The 15,172-nt window shown below is 72.4% G+C and carries 13 protein-coding genes; 6 read left to right on the top strand and 7 right to left on the bottom strand.

Going from position 1 to position 15,172, the window contains the following annotated elements; genetic code table 11:
* Positions 1-167: 167 nt before the first annotated feature.
* Both ACFV3E_RS40290 and ACFV3E_RS40285 read right to left on the bottom strand, forming a co-directional pair.
* Complete coding sequence (locus ACFV3E_RS40290; RefSeq protein WP_499509207.1) at positions 168-728, bottom strand: hemerythrin domain-containing protein; 561 nt, start codon at positions 726-728, stop codon at positions 168-170.
* 125 nt (positions 729-853) lie between these two features.
* Positions 854-2,947 carry a SpoIIE family protein phosphatase gene (locus tag ACFV3E_RS40285; protein ID WP_500540539.1) on the bottom strand — a complete coding sequence of 698 codons (2,094 nt, stop codon included), beginning with the start codon at positions 2,945-2,947 and terminating at the stop codon, positions 854-856.
* A gap of 272 nt (positions 2,948-3,219) precedes the next feature.
* On the opposite strand from ACFV3E_RS40285, the gene ACFV3E_RS40280 reads away from it, so the two are divergent.
* Positions 3,220-4,482 carry a DUF6777 domain-containing protein gene (locus tag ACFV3E_RS40280; RefSeq protein WP_500540537.1) on the top strand — a complete coding sequence of 421 codons (1,263 nt, stop codon included), beginning with the start codon at positions 3,220-3,222 and terminating at the stop codon, positions 4,480-4,482.
* 28 nt (positions 4,483-4,510) lie between these two features.
* Here ACFV3E_RS40280 and ACFV3E_RS40275 read toward each other — a convergent pair whose 3' ends face one another.
* Positions 4,511-6,091 (bottom strand): multicopper oxidase family protein, encoded by a 1,581-nt coding sequence (locus ACFV3E_RS40275; RefSeq protein WP_500540535.1) that lies wholly within the window; start codon positions 6,089-6,091, stop codon positions 4,511-4,513.
* A gap of 159 nt (positions 6,092-6,250) precedes the next feature.
* Positions 6,251-6,532, bottom strand: a complete 282-nt coding sequence (locus ACFV3E_RS40270; RefSeq protein WP_499509202.1) for a DUF3040 domain-containing protein — start codon at positions 6,530-6,532, stop codon at positions 6,251-6,253.
* Positions 6,533-6,796: 264 nt separating this feature from the next.
* Here ACFV3E_RS40270 and ACFV3E_RS40265 point away from each other — a divergent pair, with 264 nt between their 5' ends.
* Positions 6,797-7,753 (top strand): HAMP domain-containing sensor histidine kinase, encoded by a 957-nt coding sequence (locus tag ACFV3E_RS40265; RefSeq protein ID WP_500540533.1) that lies wholly within the window; start codon positions 6,797-6,799, stop codon positions 7,751-7,753.
* Entirely contained in the window at positions 7,750-8,409 is a 660-nt protein-coding gene (locus ACFV3E_RS40260) for a response regulator transcription factor (RefSeq protein ID WP_499509200.1), read from the top strand. Before ACFV3E_RS40265 ends, ACFV3E_RS40260 begins: the two co-directional genes overlap by 4 nt.
* A 12-nt stretch (positions 8,410-8,421) precedes the next feature.
* Here ACFV3E_RS40260 and ACFV3E_RS40255 read toward each other — a convergent pair whose 3' ends face one another.
* Positions 8,422-9,006 (bottom strand): type 1 glutamine amidotransferase domain-containing protein, encoded by a 585-nt coding sequence (locus tag ACFV3E_RS40255; RefSeq protein WP_500540531.1) that lies wholly within the window; start codon positions 9,004-9,006, stop codon positions 8,422-8,424.
* Positions 9,007-9,193: 187 nt separating this feature from the next.
* On the opposite strand from ACFV3E_RS40255, the gene ACFV3E_RS40250 reads away from it, so the two are divergent.
* Together ACFV3E_RS40250 and ACFV3E_RS40245 are read left to right on the top strand one after the other, a co-directional pair.
* Positions 9,194-11,263 (top strand): SpoIIE family protein phosphatase, encoded by a 2,070-nt coding sequence (locus ACFV3E_RS40250; protein WP_500540529.1) that lies wholly within the window; start codon positions 9,194-9,196, stop codon positions 11,261-11,263.
* A 587-nt stretch (positions 11,264-11,850) separates the two neighbouring features.
* The gene (locus ACFV3E_RS40245; protein ID WP_500540527.1) at positions 11,851-12,351 is read left to right on the top strand and encodes a DinB family protein; all 501 of its coding nucleotides are present in this window, start codon (positions 11,851-11,853) and stop codon (positions 12,349-12,351) included.
* A 103-nt stretch (positions 12,352-12,454) separates the two neighbouring features.
* On the opposite strand, the gene ACFV3E_RS40240 is transcribed toward ACFV3E_RS40245, so the two are convergent.
* Entirely contained in the window at positions 12,455-12,679 is a 225-nt protein-coding gene (locus ACFV3E_RS40240) for a hypothetical protein (RefSeq protein ID WP_500540525.1), read from the bottom strand.
* A gap of 116 nt (positions 12,680-12,795) precedes the next feature.
* Positions 12,796-14,073, bottom strand: a complete 1,278-nt coding sequence (locus ACFV3E_RS40235) for an MFS transporter (protein WP_500540523.1) — start codon at positions 14,071-14,073, stop codon at positions 12,796-12,798.
* Between the two features lie 141 nt (positions 14,074-14,214).
* Here ACFV3E_RS40235 and ACFV3E_RS40230 point away from each other — a divergent pair, with 141 nt between their 5' ends.
* Positions 14,215-15,081: a GNAT family N-acetyltransferase gene (locus tag ACFV3E_RS40230; RefSeq protein WP_500540521.1), complete on the top strand. Its 867-nt coding sequence runs from the start codon at positions 14,215-14,217 to the stop codon at positions 15,079-15,081.
* Positions 15,082-15,172: the final 91 nt, after the last annotated feature.

Below are 15,172 nucleotides of genomic sequence, written 5' to 3'. Positions count from 1 at the left end.
GTCCTCCGTGCGCGTGGATGCCGCGCCCGTCCGGCGCGCGGCGCGCCCAGCGTATGCAAAGTCGTGCTTTCGCGACATGAGCCGCATCACGCCGGCTCCCGGCGAGGACCCGGCGCAGGGTTCCCGGAGGAACGGGGACCCTGCGCCGCCGCCCCTGCGGCCGGAGTTCAGGACCGGCCGCGGCCGCTCACGAAGTCGCGGGCCCGGTCGACCAGGCCCGCGCCCGGGGCGAGGAGCTTGTTGGCGGGAGGGGTGTGCGGTGCCGCCGGGTGGGGCCGGGTGGGGGCGAGGGACTTGGCGCGGCGCACCTTGTCGCCCAGGTCGTCGAGCGCCTCGGGGGAGCAGGCGCTGCTGAGCCCGGGGAAGAGCGTGCCCTCCTCGTCCTGGACGTGCGCGGTGACCTCGTCCATCAGACGCATCAGCAGGGGGTGGAACCGGCCGTCGTTCGGTGGCAGCTGCTCCAGCTCCTTCAGCAGTTCCTCGATCCTGGCGTGGTCCGCGATCTCCTTGTCCGCGATGCGGTCCCCGCCCTCGACGTGCTCGCGGACCGCAGGGTAGAGGTACTGCTCCTCCGCCACCGAGTGCCGCACCAGCTCGATGGTCACCTCGTCCACCAGCTCCCGCAGCGCGGGGTCGCCGGTCGACATCGACTGCATGCGGTCGAAGATCTCCTCGACCTCGCGGTGGTCGGCCAGCAGCTCAGCGATCACGTTTCCGCCGTGTCCCATTCCCTCACGCCTTTCCGTGCGGCAGTACGGCCCGGGCGTGCGCCGGGGCCGAACCCCATGCATTCCACCCTCCCGGTGCCGAGCCCACCCGGGGACGCGGTCACCACCCGCCCGGCGGCACCTGATCAGAGGCGTCCCCGCGGCCGGCGGTGCGGGTCCGCGTGGGCGATCAGGAGGGCGACGTCGTCGTGGTCGTCGGCGCCCCTCAGCTCCCGCAGGAGCCGGTCGCATGTCTCCTCCACCGAGGCGTCCGGTGTGCCGAGCAGGGTCAGGAGCAGTGCGAGGCGCTCGTCGATCGGGTCGTCACGGGTCTCCACGAGCCCGTCGGTGTACAGCACGAGACGGTCCCCGGGCGCGAGCGTGATGCTCGTGCTCTCGAACGGCACGCCGCCGACGCCCAGGGGCGTCCCCGTCGGCAGGTCGAGTAGCTCGGGGGAGCCGTCGCCGTGCACCAGGACCGGGGGCAGGTGCCCGGCGGTCGCCAGGTGGCACTCGGCCGTGCGCGCGTCGTACAGGGCGTACACGCACGTCGCGATGTACGGGTCGAGGCCGCGCGTGATCTTGTCGAGGTGGCCCAGCACCGTGGCGGGGTCCAGGTCGAGCTCGGCCAGTGTGGAGGTGGCGGTGCGCAGCCGGCCCATGGTCGTGGCGGCGTCGATGCCGCTGCCCATGACGTCGCCGACGACCAGCGCGGTCCGCTCGTCGTCGAGCGGGATGACGTCGTACCAGTCCCCGCCCACCTTGCTCCTGGCCTGCGCGGGCCGGTAGCGGGCGGCGACCTCCAGGCCGGGATGGTAGGGCTGCGGCTCCGGGAGGAGGCTGCGCTGCAGGGTCTCTGCGGTGTTGCGCACCTGCTGGTACCAGCGGGCGTTGTCGATGCACACGGCCGCACGCGCGGCCAGCTCGCAGGCGAGGGTCAGGTCGTCCTCGTCGAAGGACGCGTGCGTACGGGCCCGGCTCATGCCCAGCACGCCCAGGACCTCGCCGCGGGCGATGAGCGGGATCGCCATGCACGAGTGCACACCGGCGTCGGCGAGGAGCCGCGCCGATTCGGGGTCGGGGGTGATGCGCTCGAGGTCGTGCTGACCGGCGTGCGCGATCATGTGCGGGCGGAGCGTGCGCACGCACTGGGCGGAGAGGTGCTCCGCGTGGTAGGTGACGACCTCGCCCGGGGCCGGGACGGCGCGGGCTGCCTCCGTGGCGTAGGCGGCCCTGATCGCCAGGGAGCGGAACACCGGCGCGTCCTGCCGGCCGGCGGGGGCGCGCTGGTCCAGGACGCTGTCGAGGATGTCGACCGCCGCCAGGTCCGCCAGGTCGGGCACGACGACCTCGACGAGTTCCCGTACCGTCGGCTCGACCTCCAGGGCGGTGCCGATGCGGGCGGAGCCGTCGGCGATCATCGCCAGCCGCCGCCGGGCCCGGTCGGCCTCCGCGGCCGCGCGGTGCCGCTCGGTGATGTCGACGACGACCTCGGCGAGGCCCAGCACGTGCCCGCGGTGGTCCTCCAGCCGGTAGAGGGACACCGCCCAGGCGTGCTCGCTGCGCGGGTCGGACGGGGTCCGGCCGACGGTGTAGCGGTCGACCATCGGCACCCCCGACGCCAGCACCTGCCGCATCTCCGCCTCCACCGCCCGGTAGTCGTGGCCCGGGAGGACGCTGCGGAACGGCCGCCCCAGGTGGTCCTGGACCGAGGTGCCGTGGAACCGCGCCAGCGCGGAGTTGAGGCTGAGGTACCGCAGGCCGGTGTCCAGCACGGCGATGCCGATCGGCGACTGCGAGATCAGCCGCGTGGACAGGGCGACCTCCTGCTCCACCTCGCGCATGGTGGACTGGTCGGTGGCGAGCCCGAGGATGTAGTAGTCGCCGAGGCTGTCCATCAGCCGCATGTTGCGGAACTCCACCAGCCGCCGGCTGCCGTCCTTGCGGCGCACCGGGAAGGACCCCGCCCAGCTCTCGCCGGTCTTCATGATCTCGGAGAACAGCCCGATGACGAGCTTGCGCTGCGCGTCGTGGACCAGCAGGTGGGCGGCGTACTGGCCGACGGCCTCCTCCGCGGTGTAGCCGAACAGCGCCTCGGCCTGCGGGCTCCACATGTCCACCCGGCCGTCGCCCTCCAGGAGCACCGCGGCCACACCCAGGAGGTCCATCAGCCCGCTCGGGCTCGTCGAGACTCCGTCCAGCCGCTCCGGGCCGGTCGTGTACCGATCCGTGTCGCTCATGGTGGGCGCCTCTTCCGCCTGCCGTTCCGGCCGGTCGGTCCGCCGTCCCCTCTCGCCCGTGCCGACGCGATTCCATGGTCCCCCCGAAGACGCGGCGGCGCACCCCTCGCAAGGGCCCTCCCGGGGCCGCCCGGACGCGCCGTCCCCGGCGGGCGTCGGCTTGCGGGGACTGTGAGGGGGACGCACACAATGGTCAACAGGTGGGGCTTCTGAAGCGACCGGCGACGCCGTCCGGCCGGGGTGCCGGCCCGGGACGAGTGGAGGAAAGCCCTGTGAGCGTTCTACCGCCCTCGCTCGCCCGCCCCGAGGGCCCGCCCTCGGGCCCGCTGTCCGGATCGGACGGGACCGACGAGGCGAGGCCACTCGGCCAGGACCGGGACTCGTCCGGACGGCGGCGCCGGACGCCGACGGTCGTCGTGGGCGGACCGCCCTCGCCACCAGGCGGACCACCGGACGACGGCGGCGGAGGGGGCGGGGGCGGCGGCGGGGACGGCGGAGGACACGAACGGCCCTGGTGGCGCTCGGTGCCCAAGGTGGCCGCGATCACCGCGGCGGTGGTGGCGGCGGTGGCACTGGCCGTGGTGTTCACCCGGCCCGGCGGCGTCTCGGGCGGGACGCAGGGCGAGCTGTTCCTGCAGACGGCGGGCAGCGCGGGACCGAACCCGTTCACGGGGTCGACGTCCGAGGGGACCGCCGCGCCCTCGGCGACACCGGCACTGCCGACCCCCACGACGACGGGGGGCACCGTACGGCAGGTCTACAGCGGCGGCATGCCCGGTCTGTACGGCGGCACGCGCGACGCCGCCAGCTGCGACGTGGAGAAGCAGATCAGCGCCCTGTCGTCGGACCCGTCGAAGAACAGGGCGTTCGCCTCGGTGCTGGGCCTCACGCCCGCGGGTGTCCCGGCGTACCTGCGGGGCCTGACCCCGCTCCAGCTCCGCGCGGACACGAGGGTCACCAACCACGGCTACCGCGACCGCAGGCCCACCGCCTTCCAGTCGGTGCTGCAGGCCGGGACCGCGGTCCTGGTGGACGACCGGGGGATGCCCCGGGTGCGCTGCGCCTGCGGCAACCCGCTGACCGGTCCGGTCGAGCAGAAGGACGGCGCCAGGACCGTCGGCCGGGCGTGGCCCGGTTACCAGCCGTCGAGGACGGTGGTGGTGGCCCCGGCGCCCGAGCCGGTGAAGAAGTTCGTGGTCCGCGACCCGGGCACCGGCGAGTGGTTCACCCGCGACAGCGGCGACGGCAAGGCCTCCGGCGACGAGCGGACGACACCCCCGCAGAACGCGCCGTCCGGCAGCCCGTCCGGGTCGCCGCAGGGCGGCTCACCGGCCGCCCCGGACGAGGGCGGCGGTTCGACGGGCCCCTCCGCACCGACGGGGGAACAGGGCAGGACCGCCCCGCAGTCCCCGCCGCCCGGCACGGGCCCCGTTCCGCAGAGCCCGGCCCCCGGCACCCCCGGACCGCCGGGAGGGGAGAGCCCCCCGCCCGGCGGCACCGCCCCCGGACAGCCGTCCGGCCCGTCCGCGTCCTAGGACGCCGCCGGGCCGGGGCCGCCGTGCCTCAATGCGTGGTGAAGTCGGCCATCATCGCCATGTCCTCGTGCTCGAGGTTGTGGCAGTGGATCATGAACTTGCCAGCGTAGTCGGTGAAGCGGACCGCCACCTCGACGGTCTCGCCCGGGCCCGTCGCCACCGTGTCCTTCCAGCCGGCGTCGAACGCGCCCGGCTTCTTGCCGTTGCGGGACAGCACGCGGAAGGCGTCCAGGTGCACGTGCACCGAATGGAAGAACACCGAGGTGAACTTCCAGATCTCGATCGTGCCGAGCTTCACCTGGGCCAGCGAGCGTCCGGGCTTGTACGGCAGGCCGTTGACCGTCCAGCCGTCCCGCGAGTGCCGGAAGGCGAAGGTCCGGTGCGCCACGGCCTTGCGGGGGTCGAGGACGGTGGCCGGGTAGCGCGACAGCCGCTTGGGGATGTGGGTGTCGTCGTGCGGCTTCCGGGACGACGGCGAGACGTCGAAGCGCATGACCTGCGCGGTGCTGCCGCTGCCGTACCGGTTGACCAGGCGCACCTTGGTGCCGGGCCGGTAGCGGGCGAAGTCCACGATGACGTCGAAACGTTCGGCGGGGGCCATGCGCAGGCTGTCGTGCGCCAGCGGGCTGCCCAGCAGTCCGCCGTCGCTGCCGATCTGCAGCAGGCCCTTGCCGCCCGGCGGCGGGGGGTCCAGCTCCAGGCGGAAGTCCCGGACGTTGCAGCCGTTGAGGAACCGCAGCCGGTAGCGCTGCCGCTTGACCCGGTGCACGGGCCACGGGGCGCCGTTGACCAGGATGACGTCGCCCATCATGCCGAAGTGGTGCGCGTGCACGACGCCGGGCTTGTGCATGCCGGAGTCGGCCGCGGGGTACAACAGCGCCCCGTTCTCGGCGAACGCCCGGTCCGCGAGCAGCAGCGGGATGTCGCGGGAGCCGCGCGGCAGGTCGAGCTGGTCCTCCTCGTCGTCGGTCAGGAGGTGGAACCCGGCCAGTCCGCGGTACACCGCCGGGCCGGTGTAGCCCATGCGGTGGTCGTGGTACCAGAGCGTCGCCGCGCGCTGCAGCATCGGATACGTGTAGCTGCGCTGCCCGTGGCTGAGCTGGCCGGAGGAGCCGTGCATCTCCGGCATGCCCTCCATCGCGTCGGCGTACGACATGCTGCTGCCGACGGGCATCGTCAGGTCGATCGGATAACCGTCGCTCTCGGAGGGCGTGTGGCCGCCGTGCAGGTGGACCACGGTCGGCTGGGGCAACTCGTTGCGGTGCGTGACGATCGTGCGGCGCCCCGAGCGGGAGACGAGCGTGGGGCCGGGGAAGAGACCGTCGTACGTCCAGCAGCTGGTGCGCAGTCCCGGGAGGATCTCCAGTTTCGCCACGCGCTGGGTCATCTGGTAGTAGTCGGTCGTCGCGGTCCGGAACATGGGCTCGAGGACCGGCGGGACCGGCAGGGGTACCTGGTACGGGCGCGGGAGCCGAACCTTGCTCCGCAGGATCCCGCCCGGTGGCACATCGGCGAGCGGTGTGCCCGCCCAGGCCCTGCTCGTCGCGCCCGCCCCGACGACGGCCGCCCCCGCGGCGAGAAAGCGGCGCCTGCCGATGCCTTCGATCACGTAGGGCTCCAAAATGTGACGATTTGCGCAATTTATTGGTCGGCGTCACAATAGCCCGCCGGAGCCGCGTGCGACGGCGCCACACGCGGGCCCCGCGAACAACCTTCGGAGCGGCCCGCCACCCGTCCGGCCCCCGATCCGGTCCGCCATACGCCCGGATCACGCCCGCCTGCGGCCCCGTCCCACGGTGTCGTGGCGGGGGTCCAGGACACCCGCGGCGATTCCGGCCAGGACCAGTCCGGCCGCCATCAGCAGCCCCTGCGGGAGCACGATGCCGACGAGGATCCAGGCGAGCGCCACCGCCAGCAGGAACCAGCCCAGCCGCCGCCGGTACTCGCGCGGCGCGCACGGGCGCCCGGTGCGCAACCCCTCGGCGAAGCGGGGGTCGGTGCGCCGGGTCTCGGCCTCGATGTCCTCGATGGCCTTGTGTCGGTACGGCATGGTGTCCTCCTCCCGGAGCCGGGTGGGCCCTGCCCCTCCACCGTCGCCCGCGCCCCGCCCGCGGAACCATCGGGGCCGGCACCCAATCCCGGGGCGCGGAAATGGGTGCCGGCCCCGATGGCGGTGGCCCCCCGGCCCGGCGCAGGCTGGAAGCGGGACCCGGGTACCCACCACCCACGGCGGGAGAAGCGCGGCAGGGCACGCGCAGGACGTCACGGCGACGGCGGCGGACAGTGGAGGAAAGCCCCCGAGGAAGGCGGGACCATGTCGCTGTACTGGCGGATCTTCCTGCTGAACGGCGCGGTGCTGGTCGTCGCCACGGTGCTCCTGCTCGGCCCCGTCACGGTCTCCACCCCCGTGCTGCTGGGCGAAGCGCTGGTGCTGGGCGTGGGACTGGTCGCGATGCTCGTCGCCAACGCCCTGCTGCTCCGGGTCGGGCTCGCGCCGCTGCAGCGGCTGAGCCGGGCGATGAACTCCGCCGACCTGCTCCGCCCTGGGGGCCGCCCCGCCGTCAGCGGATCGGGGGAGATGGCCGCATTGATCACGACCTTCAACACCATGCTCGACCGCCTGGAGTCCGAGCGCGCCACCACCAGCGCCCGCGTGCTGTCCGCCCAGGAGGACGAACGGCAGCGCATCGCCCAGGAGCTCCACGACGAGGTCGGCCAGACCCTCACCGCCGTCGTCCTGCAATTGGGACGCAGCGCCGACCTGGCCCCCGATCCCCTCAAGGACGACCTGCGGCAGGTGCAGGAGACCACCCGCGCCGGACTCGACGAGATCCGCCGCATCGCGCGCCGCCTGCGCCCCGGCGTCCTGGAGGAACTCGGCCTGCACAGTGCCCTGCGCGCCCTGGCCGGCGAGTTCACCGCCCCCGGACTCACGGTCGTGGACCGCTTCGGCCCCGCGCTCCCCGCGTTCGACCACGAGACCGAGCTGGTGCTCTACCGGGTCGCCCAGGAGGCGGTCACCAACGCGGCCCGCCATTCCGGCGCGGACCGGGTGGAGATCCACCTGGGCGCCGTTCCCGGAGGCGGGGCCGAACTACTGATCAGGGACAACGGCAAAGGCGTCGGCGAGGTCCCCGAGGGCGCCGGGATGCGCGGCATGCGCGAACGCGCCCTGCTCATCGGCGCCCGCCTGGCGGTCGGTGCCGCCCCCGGCGGCGGCACCGACGTCCGCCTCGACGTACCCGCTCCGGCGTCGGACGGACCGCGATGACCGCCCCGCCGCCCACCCGGATCCTCCTCGCCGACGACCACGCGCTGGTGCGGCGGGGCGTCCGGCTGATCCTCGACGGCGAACCCGACCTGACCGTCGTCGCCGAGGCCGGTGACGGCGCCGAGGCCGTCGCCAAGGCCCGCGGGGAGCAGGTCGACCTGGCCGTCCTGGACATCGCGATGCCCCGCATGACCGGCCTGCAGGCCGCGCGGGAACTGAGCAGGCTCCGCCCCGACCTGCGCATCCTCATCCTGACCATGTACGACAACGAGCAGTACTTCTTCGAGGCCCTCAAAGCCGGGGCCAGCGGGTACGTCCTGAAGTCGGTCGCCGACCGCGACCTGGTCGAGGCCTGCAGGGCCGCCGTACGCGACGAGCCCTTCATCTACCCCGGCGCCGTCACCACCCTGATCCGCACCTACCTCGAACGTGCCCGCCAGGGCGAGCCCCTGCCCGCCCGGGCCATCACCGAACGCGAGGAGGAGATCCTCAAGCTCGTCGCCGAGGGCCACACGTCCCAGGAGATCGCCGGCCTGCTGTTCATCAGCGTCAAGACGGTCGAGCGTCACCGCGCCAACCTCCTGCAGAAGCTCGGCCTGCGCGACCGACTGGAACTCACGCGCTACGCGATCCGGGCCGGACTCATCGAGCCCTGACCACGACGGCGCTCAGGACCCGACGGACCCGACGGAGCCGACGAGGAGCTTGTCGACCTCGCCCAGGAAGGCGTCCAGGTCCTCCGGCGTGCGCGAGGTGACCAGCGGGTACCCCGCGGAGGCGTCGCTCACCACGGGTTCGTCGACCCAGGACGCGGCGCCCGCGTTGAGCAGGTCGGTCCGCACCGAGGCGTACGAGGTCAGCGTCTTCCCCTTCGCGACGCCCGCCTCCACGAGCGCCCACGGACCGTGGCAGATCGCCGCGATCGGACGCCCCGACGAGGCGAACGCCCGCACGACGTCCATCGCCTTCCCCTGGAGGCGGAGGTTGTCGGCGTTGATCGTGCCGCCGGGGATGAGCAGCAGGTCGAAACCGGTGGGATCCACCTCGTCGAGGGCAACGTCCGGCTCCACGACCTTGCCGGGATCCTTGTCCCCGACCAGGGTGCGTACGGCGTCGCGGTGCGTCGCGGCGACGGTGACCTCGGCGCCCTTCTCACGGAGGTGCTCGACGGGGACGACCAGCTCGTCCTGCTCGACCCCGTAGTTGGAGACGACCGCCAGGACGCGGCGGCCGCCCGGGAAATCTGCAGCCATGGGTTTTTTCCCTCTTCTGTGTGCTTCTCGTGCGATAAGGGCGCCTGCCCGGGAGCGGGCCCGGGAAACCCGGCCACCGGGGGCCGCCGGGTATCCGCGAGCAGGACTCACTCGCCGGAGTCGGGGTAGGCGGACGGGCGGAAAGCGGAAGGGATCGGCCAGGGGGCGGGCGAAGAGGGAGCCTGCGATGAGCGAAGCGCGGCCACCGCTCGGGGCCGATCAGCTCGAGGCCAGGGCACTCGGCCCCAGCGGACTCATGGACCTCCTGGGAGTCGCCGCGGTGCTGCTCGAGTCGGACGGGCGCATCGACATGTGGAGCCCGCAGGCGGAACAACTGTTCGGCTACACCGCGGGCGAGGCCGTCGGCCGGTACGCCGCGCCGCTGCTCGTCCGCCCCGAGCACCGCGGCGACGCCATGAGGCTGTTCGCGGAGGTGCTGGAGACCGGCCGCAGCTGGTCGGGAGCGTTCCCCGTCCGCCACAAGGACGGCAGCACCCGGCTGGCGGAGTTCCGCAACGTCCGCCTCACGGACAGCCGCGGCCGCGTCTACGCCCTGGGGATCGCCACCGACCGGCCCGTACTGCAGCGCCTGGAACGCGGCCTGGCCCTCTCCCTCCAACTTGTCTCCCAGTCCCCGATCGGGCTCGCCGTGCTCGACACCGACCTGCGCTACCTCTCCGTCAACCCCGCCCTCGCCGAGATGCACGGCCTCGCCGAGGGCGACCACATCGGGCGCCTTTTCCGCGAGGTGCTCCCCGGGGCCAGGTTCCGCATGGCGGAGGACGCGATCCGGCAGGTCCTGCGGACGGGCACACCGATCGTCGACCGGTACGTCGTCGGCCGCACGCCCGCGGACCCCGCCACCGACCGCGCCTGGTCGGTGTCCTACTTCCGGCTGGAGGACGGGAACGGGCACGTCCTGGGCATCGCCACCTCCGTGGTGGACGTCACCGACCGGCACCGTTCCGCCCAGGAGGCCGACCGCGCCCGGGCGCGCCTCGCCGTGATCGCCGACAGCTCCGCCCGCATCGGCACGTCCCTGGACGTGGAGGACACCGCCCGGGAACTCGCCGACGTCGTCGTCCCCGAACTCGCCGACTTCGCCGCCGTCGACGTCCTCGACTCCGCGCTGCGCGACGACGGCGGCGAGCCCGGCCACGACCGCCCCCGCTTCCGCGCGCTCTCCTCCAAGTGCACCGAGGCCAGTGAGGCGGCCGAGGCCTTCGGCCGGCCCGGCCGCCTCGTCTCCTACGGCCCCGACCACCTGGCCGCCCGATGCCTGGACACCGGCCGCCCCGGCCTGATCACCCACGCCGACGAGCGGAGCCTGGTGCGCATCGCCCGCGACCCCGACGCCGCCACGCTGCTCGCCCGGGCGGGCGTCCACACGGCCATGGCGGTACCGCTCATCGCCCGCGGCCGGATCCTCGGCGTCCTGGGCCTGGCCCGCGCCCGCACCCCGCAGCCCTTCGACGAGGACGACCAGACCCTCGCCTGCGAACTGGCCTCCCGCGCCGCCGTGTCCATCGACAACGCCCGCCTCCACCAGCAGCTGCGCAGCACCGCCGAGACCCTGCAGCGCAGCCTCCTCCCGCGACTTCCGTCGGCCCACCCCCGCCTCGAACTCGCCGCCCGCTACTGCGCGGCGCAGGCCAGCAACGAGGTCGGCGGCGACTGGTACGACGTGATCCCCTTCGACGACGGCAGGGTCGCCCTCGTCATCGGCGACGTCATGGGCAGCGGCGTCCCCGCGGCCACCACCATGGGACGCCTGCGCACCGCCACCTCCACCCTCGCGGGCCTCGACCTCGACCCCGCCCAGGTCCTCGGCCACCTCGACCGGATCACCCACGGGCTGGACCCCTACATCGCGACCTGCGTCTACGCGGTCCACGACCCCGGTCGCGGAGTCTGCCACCTCTCCAACGCCGGCCACCTGCCCCCGGTCGTCGTCCGCGTCGGCAAGCGCCCGGAACTGCTCGAACTGCCCACCGGCACCCCCCTGGGGGTCGGCGGCGTGCCCTTCGAGAGCACCACCGTCGACCTCGTCCCCGGGGACCGCCTCGTCCTCTACACCGACGGCCTGGTCGAGACCCGCGACCGCGCCATCGACGAGCGCCTCGACGACCTCCTCCGCCTCCTGGACGCCCCCGACGAACCGGTCGAGCAAACCTGCGACCGCCTCCTCGCCGCACTGCGCCACCCCGCCGACCGCGACGACGTGGCCCTCCTCATCGCGCGCCCGAAGGATGCGTGACAGGCGCCGTATCCTCAGCGTGGCTCGAGGCCGTCAAGGACTGCCTGGGCGCCGGCTTCGGCGTGGCCGCCCCCTTCACGCCTGCCCGTGGATCACCAGGACGCCCGCGGGCTCCGGGCGTCGAGAAGTGATGTGCCAGGTCCGTGACCCGCGGTGAACGGGCCGAGCCCGCACGGAGCGATGGCGGTCGGAGGTAGGTGTGTCCCTACACTGCGGGCATGGAGCTTGCCGCTGGTCCACCGAGCCGGTGGCATCTGGAACTCGTCGCAGGCCGGTTCGTCGAGTTGTGGGCCGATGGATTCTCCGAGACACACGGCGAGTACGTGTTCAGCAACCTCGTTCGTCTGTCCGTGCCTGACCAAGACCACGCAGATGTGACGGCAAGGACACCCACGGACCCAGAGCGTGTGGGCGTGGCAGTGGCCCGCTTCGCTGTGGAGTCCGTGACCTCAATCCACTCCGCCTCGCGGCCGCTTCGTTCTGCGAGCTGCGAGTGCCCTGCTTCCTGCGGATGAAGGACGAGGGCGCGATGTCCGCCCTCCGGACCGAGGTGGCTCGATGGACCCATCCCTTGTCATGATCGCCGAATGAGTCATGACCAGCGCAGGGCACCTTCCAAGGTGGGCGACGACCGTACGTCACTGACCTCGTTCCTCGACTATCAACGGGCCACGCTGGCCACGAAGTGCGAGGGGCTGACCGGTACCCAGCTGAAGGAGAAGGCGGTGCCGACTTCAGGCCTGTCCCTGCTGGGCCTTGTCAGGCACGCAGCGGAGGTCGAGCGCAGTTGGTTCGCGGCCTTGTGCGACGAGCGGCGTGCGGCGCTGTGGCCCGCGGTCGATGGCGTCTTCGGGGAGTTCCATGTCGACGGCGCCGACGTCGACGAGGCGTTCGCATTGTGGCATGAGGCGTGCGGACGCTCTCGTGCTGTTACGGACGCCTTCCGGTCGCTCGACGACACGGTGGAGTTCCGGGGGGAGCCGATCTCACTTCGCTACGTGCTCACCCACCTGATCGAGGAGTACGCACGGCACAACGGCCACGCCGATCTGCTGCGCGAGGCGATCGACGGAGCCGTCGGCGAGTAGGGCCGGAGCTCCGGACCGTTCCCAGGACGGTACGCCGACCGCGACGACGTGGCCCTCCTCATCGCGCGCCCGAAGGACGCGTGACAGGCGTCGCGGTCAGCAGCTATGCCGCGGCATGAACCAGACGGACCGCGCCGATCGTCGTCCCGATCACACCGAAGACCGCACCCACGGCCCTCAGCACCACGGGAGCGAGGACGGCGCCGGCCCTCGGATGGCGCGCCACACAGCGATGAAGCCGCCCCGCCGCATCGCCCACGTTGAGCGCCACCAGCAGCAGGACCACCCCCAAGCCGAGGTCGTATGCCGCCCTCAGCCCAGCATTCATCGCGGGTCCCCTCCTCCGGTTCCGCGGACGATCGGTCGGTCGCCGTGGAGCCGCCCACCCTAGCCATGACGGTGACGACTCGTCGCAGGTGCGTTCACCGGTGGACGGGGCGGCCGTCAGATGCTGCCGGGTCGTACGTCACCGATGGGTACGTCCAGCACGCGCAGTCCGCGGGCGACTTGAGTACCCACGGCCACAAGGGCGACCACTGCCGTCAGGAGCAGCATTGCGGTGGTCGGGCCGAACGCGGATGACAGGATTCCCGCGGAGAGGGGGCCGAGCCATCGCAGTGAGGAGGCGCCGGAGTCGATCGCGCTGCTGACCCGGCCCATGAGTTCGTCCGGGATCATCCGGGTCTCGTACGTGGCGAAGATGACGTTGATCGGCGACACCAGGAACAGCAGTACGGCCACCAGCACACCTATCAGCCACGGCAGGGGGACGACCCCGATCGCCGCGAAGACCACGACAGTGACCCACGAGAGCAGGATCACGATGGCACGGCCGTGAAAGCGCCTGGTGACACGGCCTGCGAACACGGCTCCGGCGAGACCTCCGACAGCACCGATCGAATTCACCCAGCCCACGAGCATCGGGCCGCCACCGTGACCACGTACCAGCACGATCACCAGGAGGAACATGCCGGCCACCGCTGCGTTGAACGTGGCGGTGTAGATGGTCAAGAACCGCAAATAGGCATCACGGCGAATGTAGGCGAGTCCCATGCGGATGCTTGCCACGACGGGCTCCCTCCGCGCTTCCCTGACGTCCGGCCCCAGCGGCTGACGGATCAGCAGCACACCCAGGGCACTCACAAGGAATGAGACGGCGTCCCCGAGGAACGGCACCCAACGAGCGAGGGAGAACAGGAAGCCCCCAGTAGGAGGTGCAGCCAGTCTGACCGCCATGTCGCGACCCTGCATCTGCGAGAAGGCCGCCGGAAGCTGCTTTGGTGGCACGATTCGCCGAAGGGCCGGACGAGACGCACCGGAGGTCAGTCCCCCGGCAAAGCCTTGAAACAGTCCGATCGCAGCAACGTACGCAACATTGACATGGTCGAAGGCCACGGCCCAGCAGACGGAGCCGACCGCCACAGCCTGGAGCAGCGAGCCCGCCAGCAGAAGCATCCGCCGTGAGTGGCGGTCGGCGAGCGAGCCGCCGACCAGCATCGTCGTGAGAGCGCCGATGCTCACGGTCGAGCCGACGATACCCGCACTCGCTGCGGATCCGGTCACGGTGAGAATCAGAAGCGGATACGCAAAAGCCGACAGAGCGGTACCGAAACCCGACACCGTCTCACCGACCCACCACCCCACGTAGTCCCGGTTGCGCCACAGCGCTTTCGACGGAGGTGTGGATTCCTGGTTGACCAGGGAGTCTTGACGGGCCGTCATGCAAAGAGCCTAGAGGAGGTGGAGCTGCGCGGGAGACGATCGACCGAGCCGTCGGCGAGCGGGCCCGGCGTCCCGGGCTCGCCCTGCCGGCCGGGCGAAACCAGGTGCGAGCTGTCCGCGCGGTGGTGTGGGATCGGGGGCATGGCGATCGTGTTGGGCACGCCGGGAGTCGACGGGTTGGGCGAGGCCGTGGGCGTGCTGCGGGAGTGGCAGTACGACGGGGCGCCGATGCAGCTGCATCCGGGAGATCTGGGCTGGTACTGGCGGTTCGGTGCGGAGGCGACGGCCGCGGCGGTCCGGACCTGGGGCCGGGACGGAAGGATTCTCGCCGTCGGGCTGCTGGACGGGCCCGAACTGTTGCGGCTGACGATCGCCCCGGACGCCCAGCGGGACGAGGAGTTGGCGCGGCAACTGGTCGAGGACGTGACCGGGCCGGAGCGCGGCGTACTGGCGGAGGGGAAGGCGTACATCGAGGCACCCAAGGGTGCGCTGGTCCACGATCTGCTCTCCGAGGACGGCTGGAACCCCGACGAGCCGTGGACGCCGCTGCGCCGCGACCTCACGGAACCGGTGGAGGACCCGGGCGTGCGGATCGAAGTGGTCCGGCAGGAGCAGTCGCATGTGCGGGCCGCGGTACAGCGGGCGTCGTTCGACAGGTCGACGTTCTTGGAGGAGCGCTGGCACGCGATGGCCGCCGGACTGCCGTACGCCGACGCCCGGTGCCTGGTCGCGTACGACGACCGGGGCCACGCGGTGGCGGCGGTGACGGTGTGGTCGGCCGGTCCGGGCAAGCCCGGGCTGCTCGAGCCGATGGGCGTGCACCGCGAACACCGCGGGCACGGCTACGGCAAGGCGATCACCCTCGCCGCGGCCGCCGCACTCCAGGTGCTGGGCTCGTCGAGCGCGATCGTCTGCACCCCGAGCTCCAATGTCGCCGCCGTCGCCACCTACACGTCAGCCGGCTTCCGGCGACTCCGGGAGGTGCGGGACCGACGCCGCGGCGCCTAGAAGACTGCTGAAAATCTTGTTGTGGGACTGCCCCGGCCGGAGGCCGGGCGGCCCTTTCGTTTATGCGGTGGCTGGGGCGATGTGCCAGGTG

This window comes from Streptomyces sp. NPDC059718 (assembly GCF_042733315.1).
Lineage (GTDB): Bacteria > Actinomycetota > Actinomycetes > Streptomycetales > Streptomycetaceae > Actinacidiphila.
This window is presented reverse-complemented; position numbering and strand designations above follow the sequence as displayed.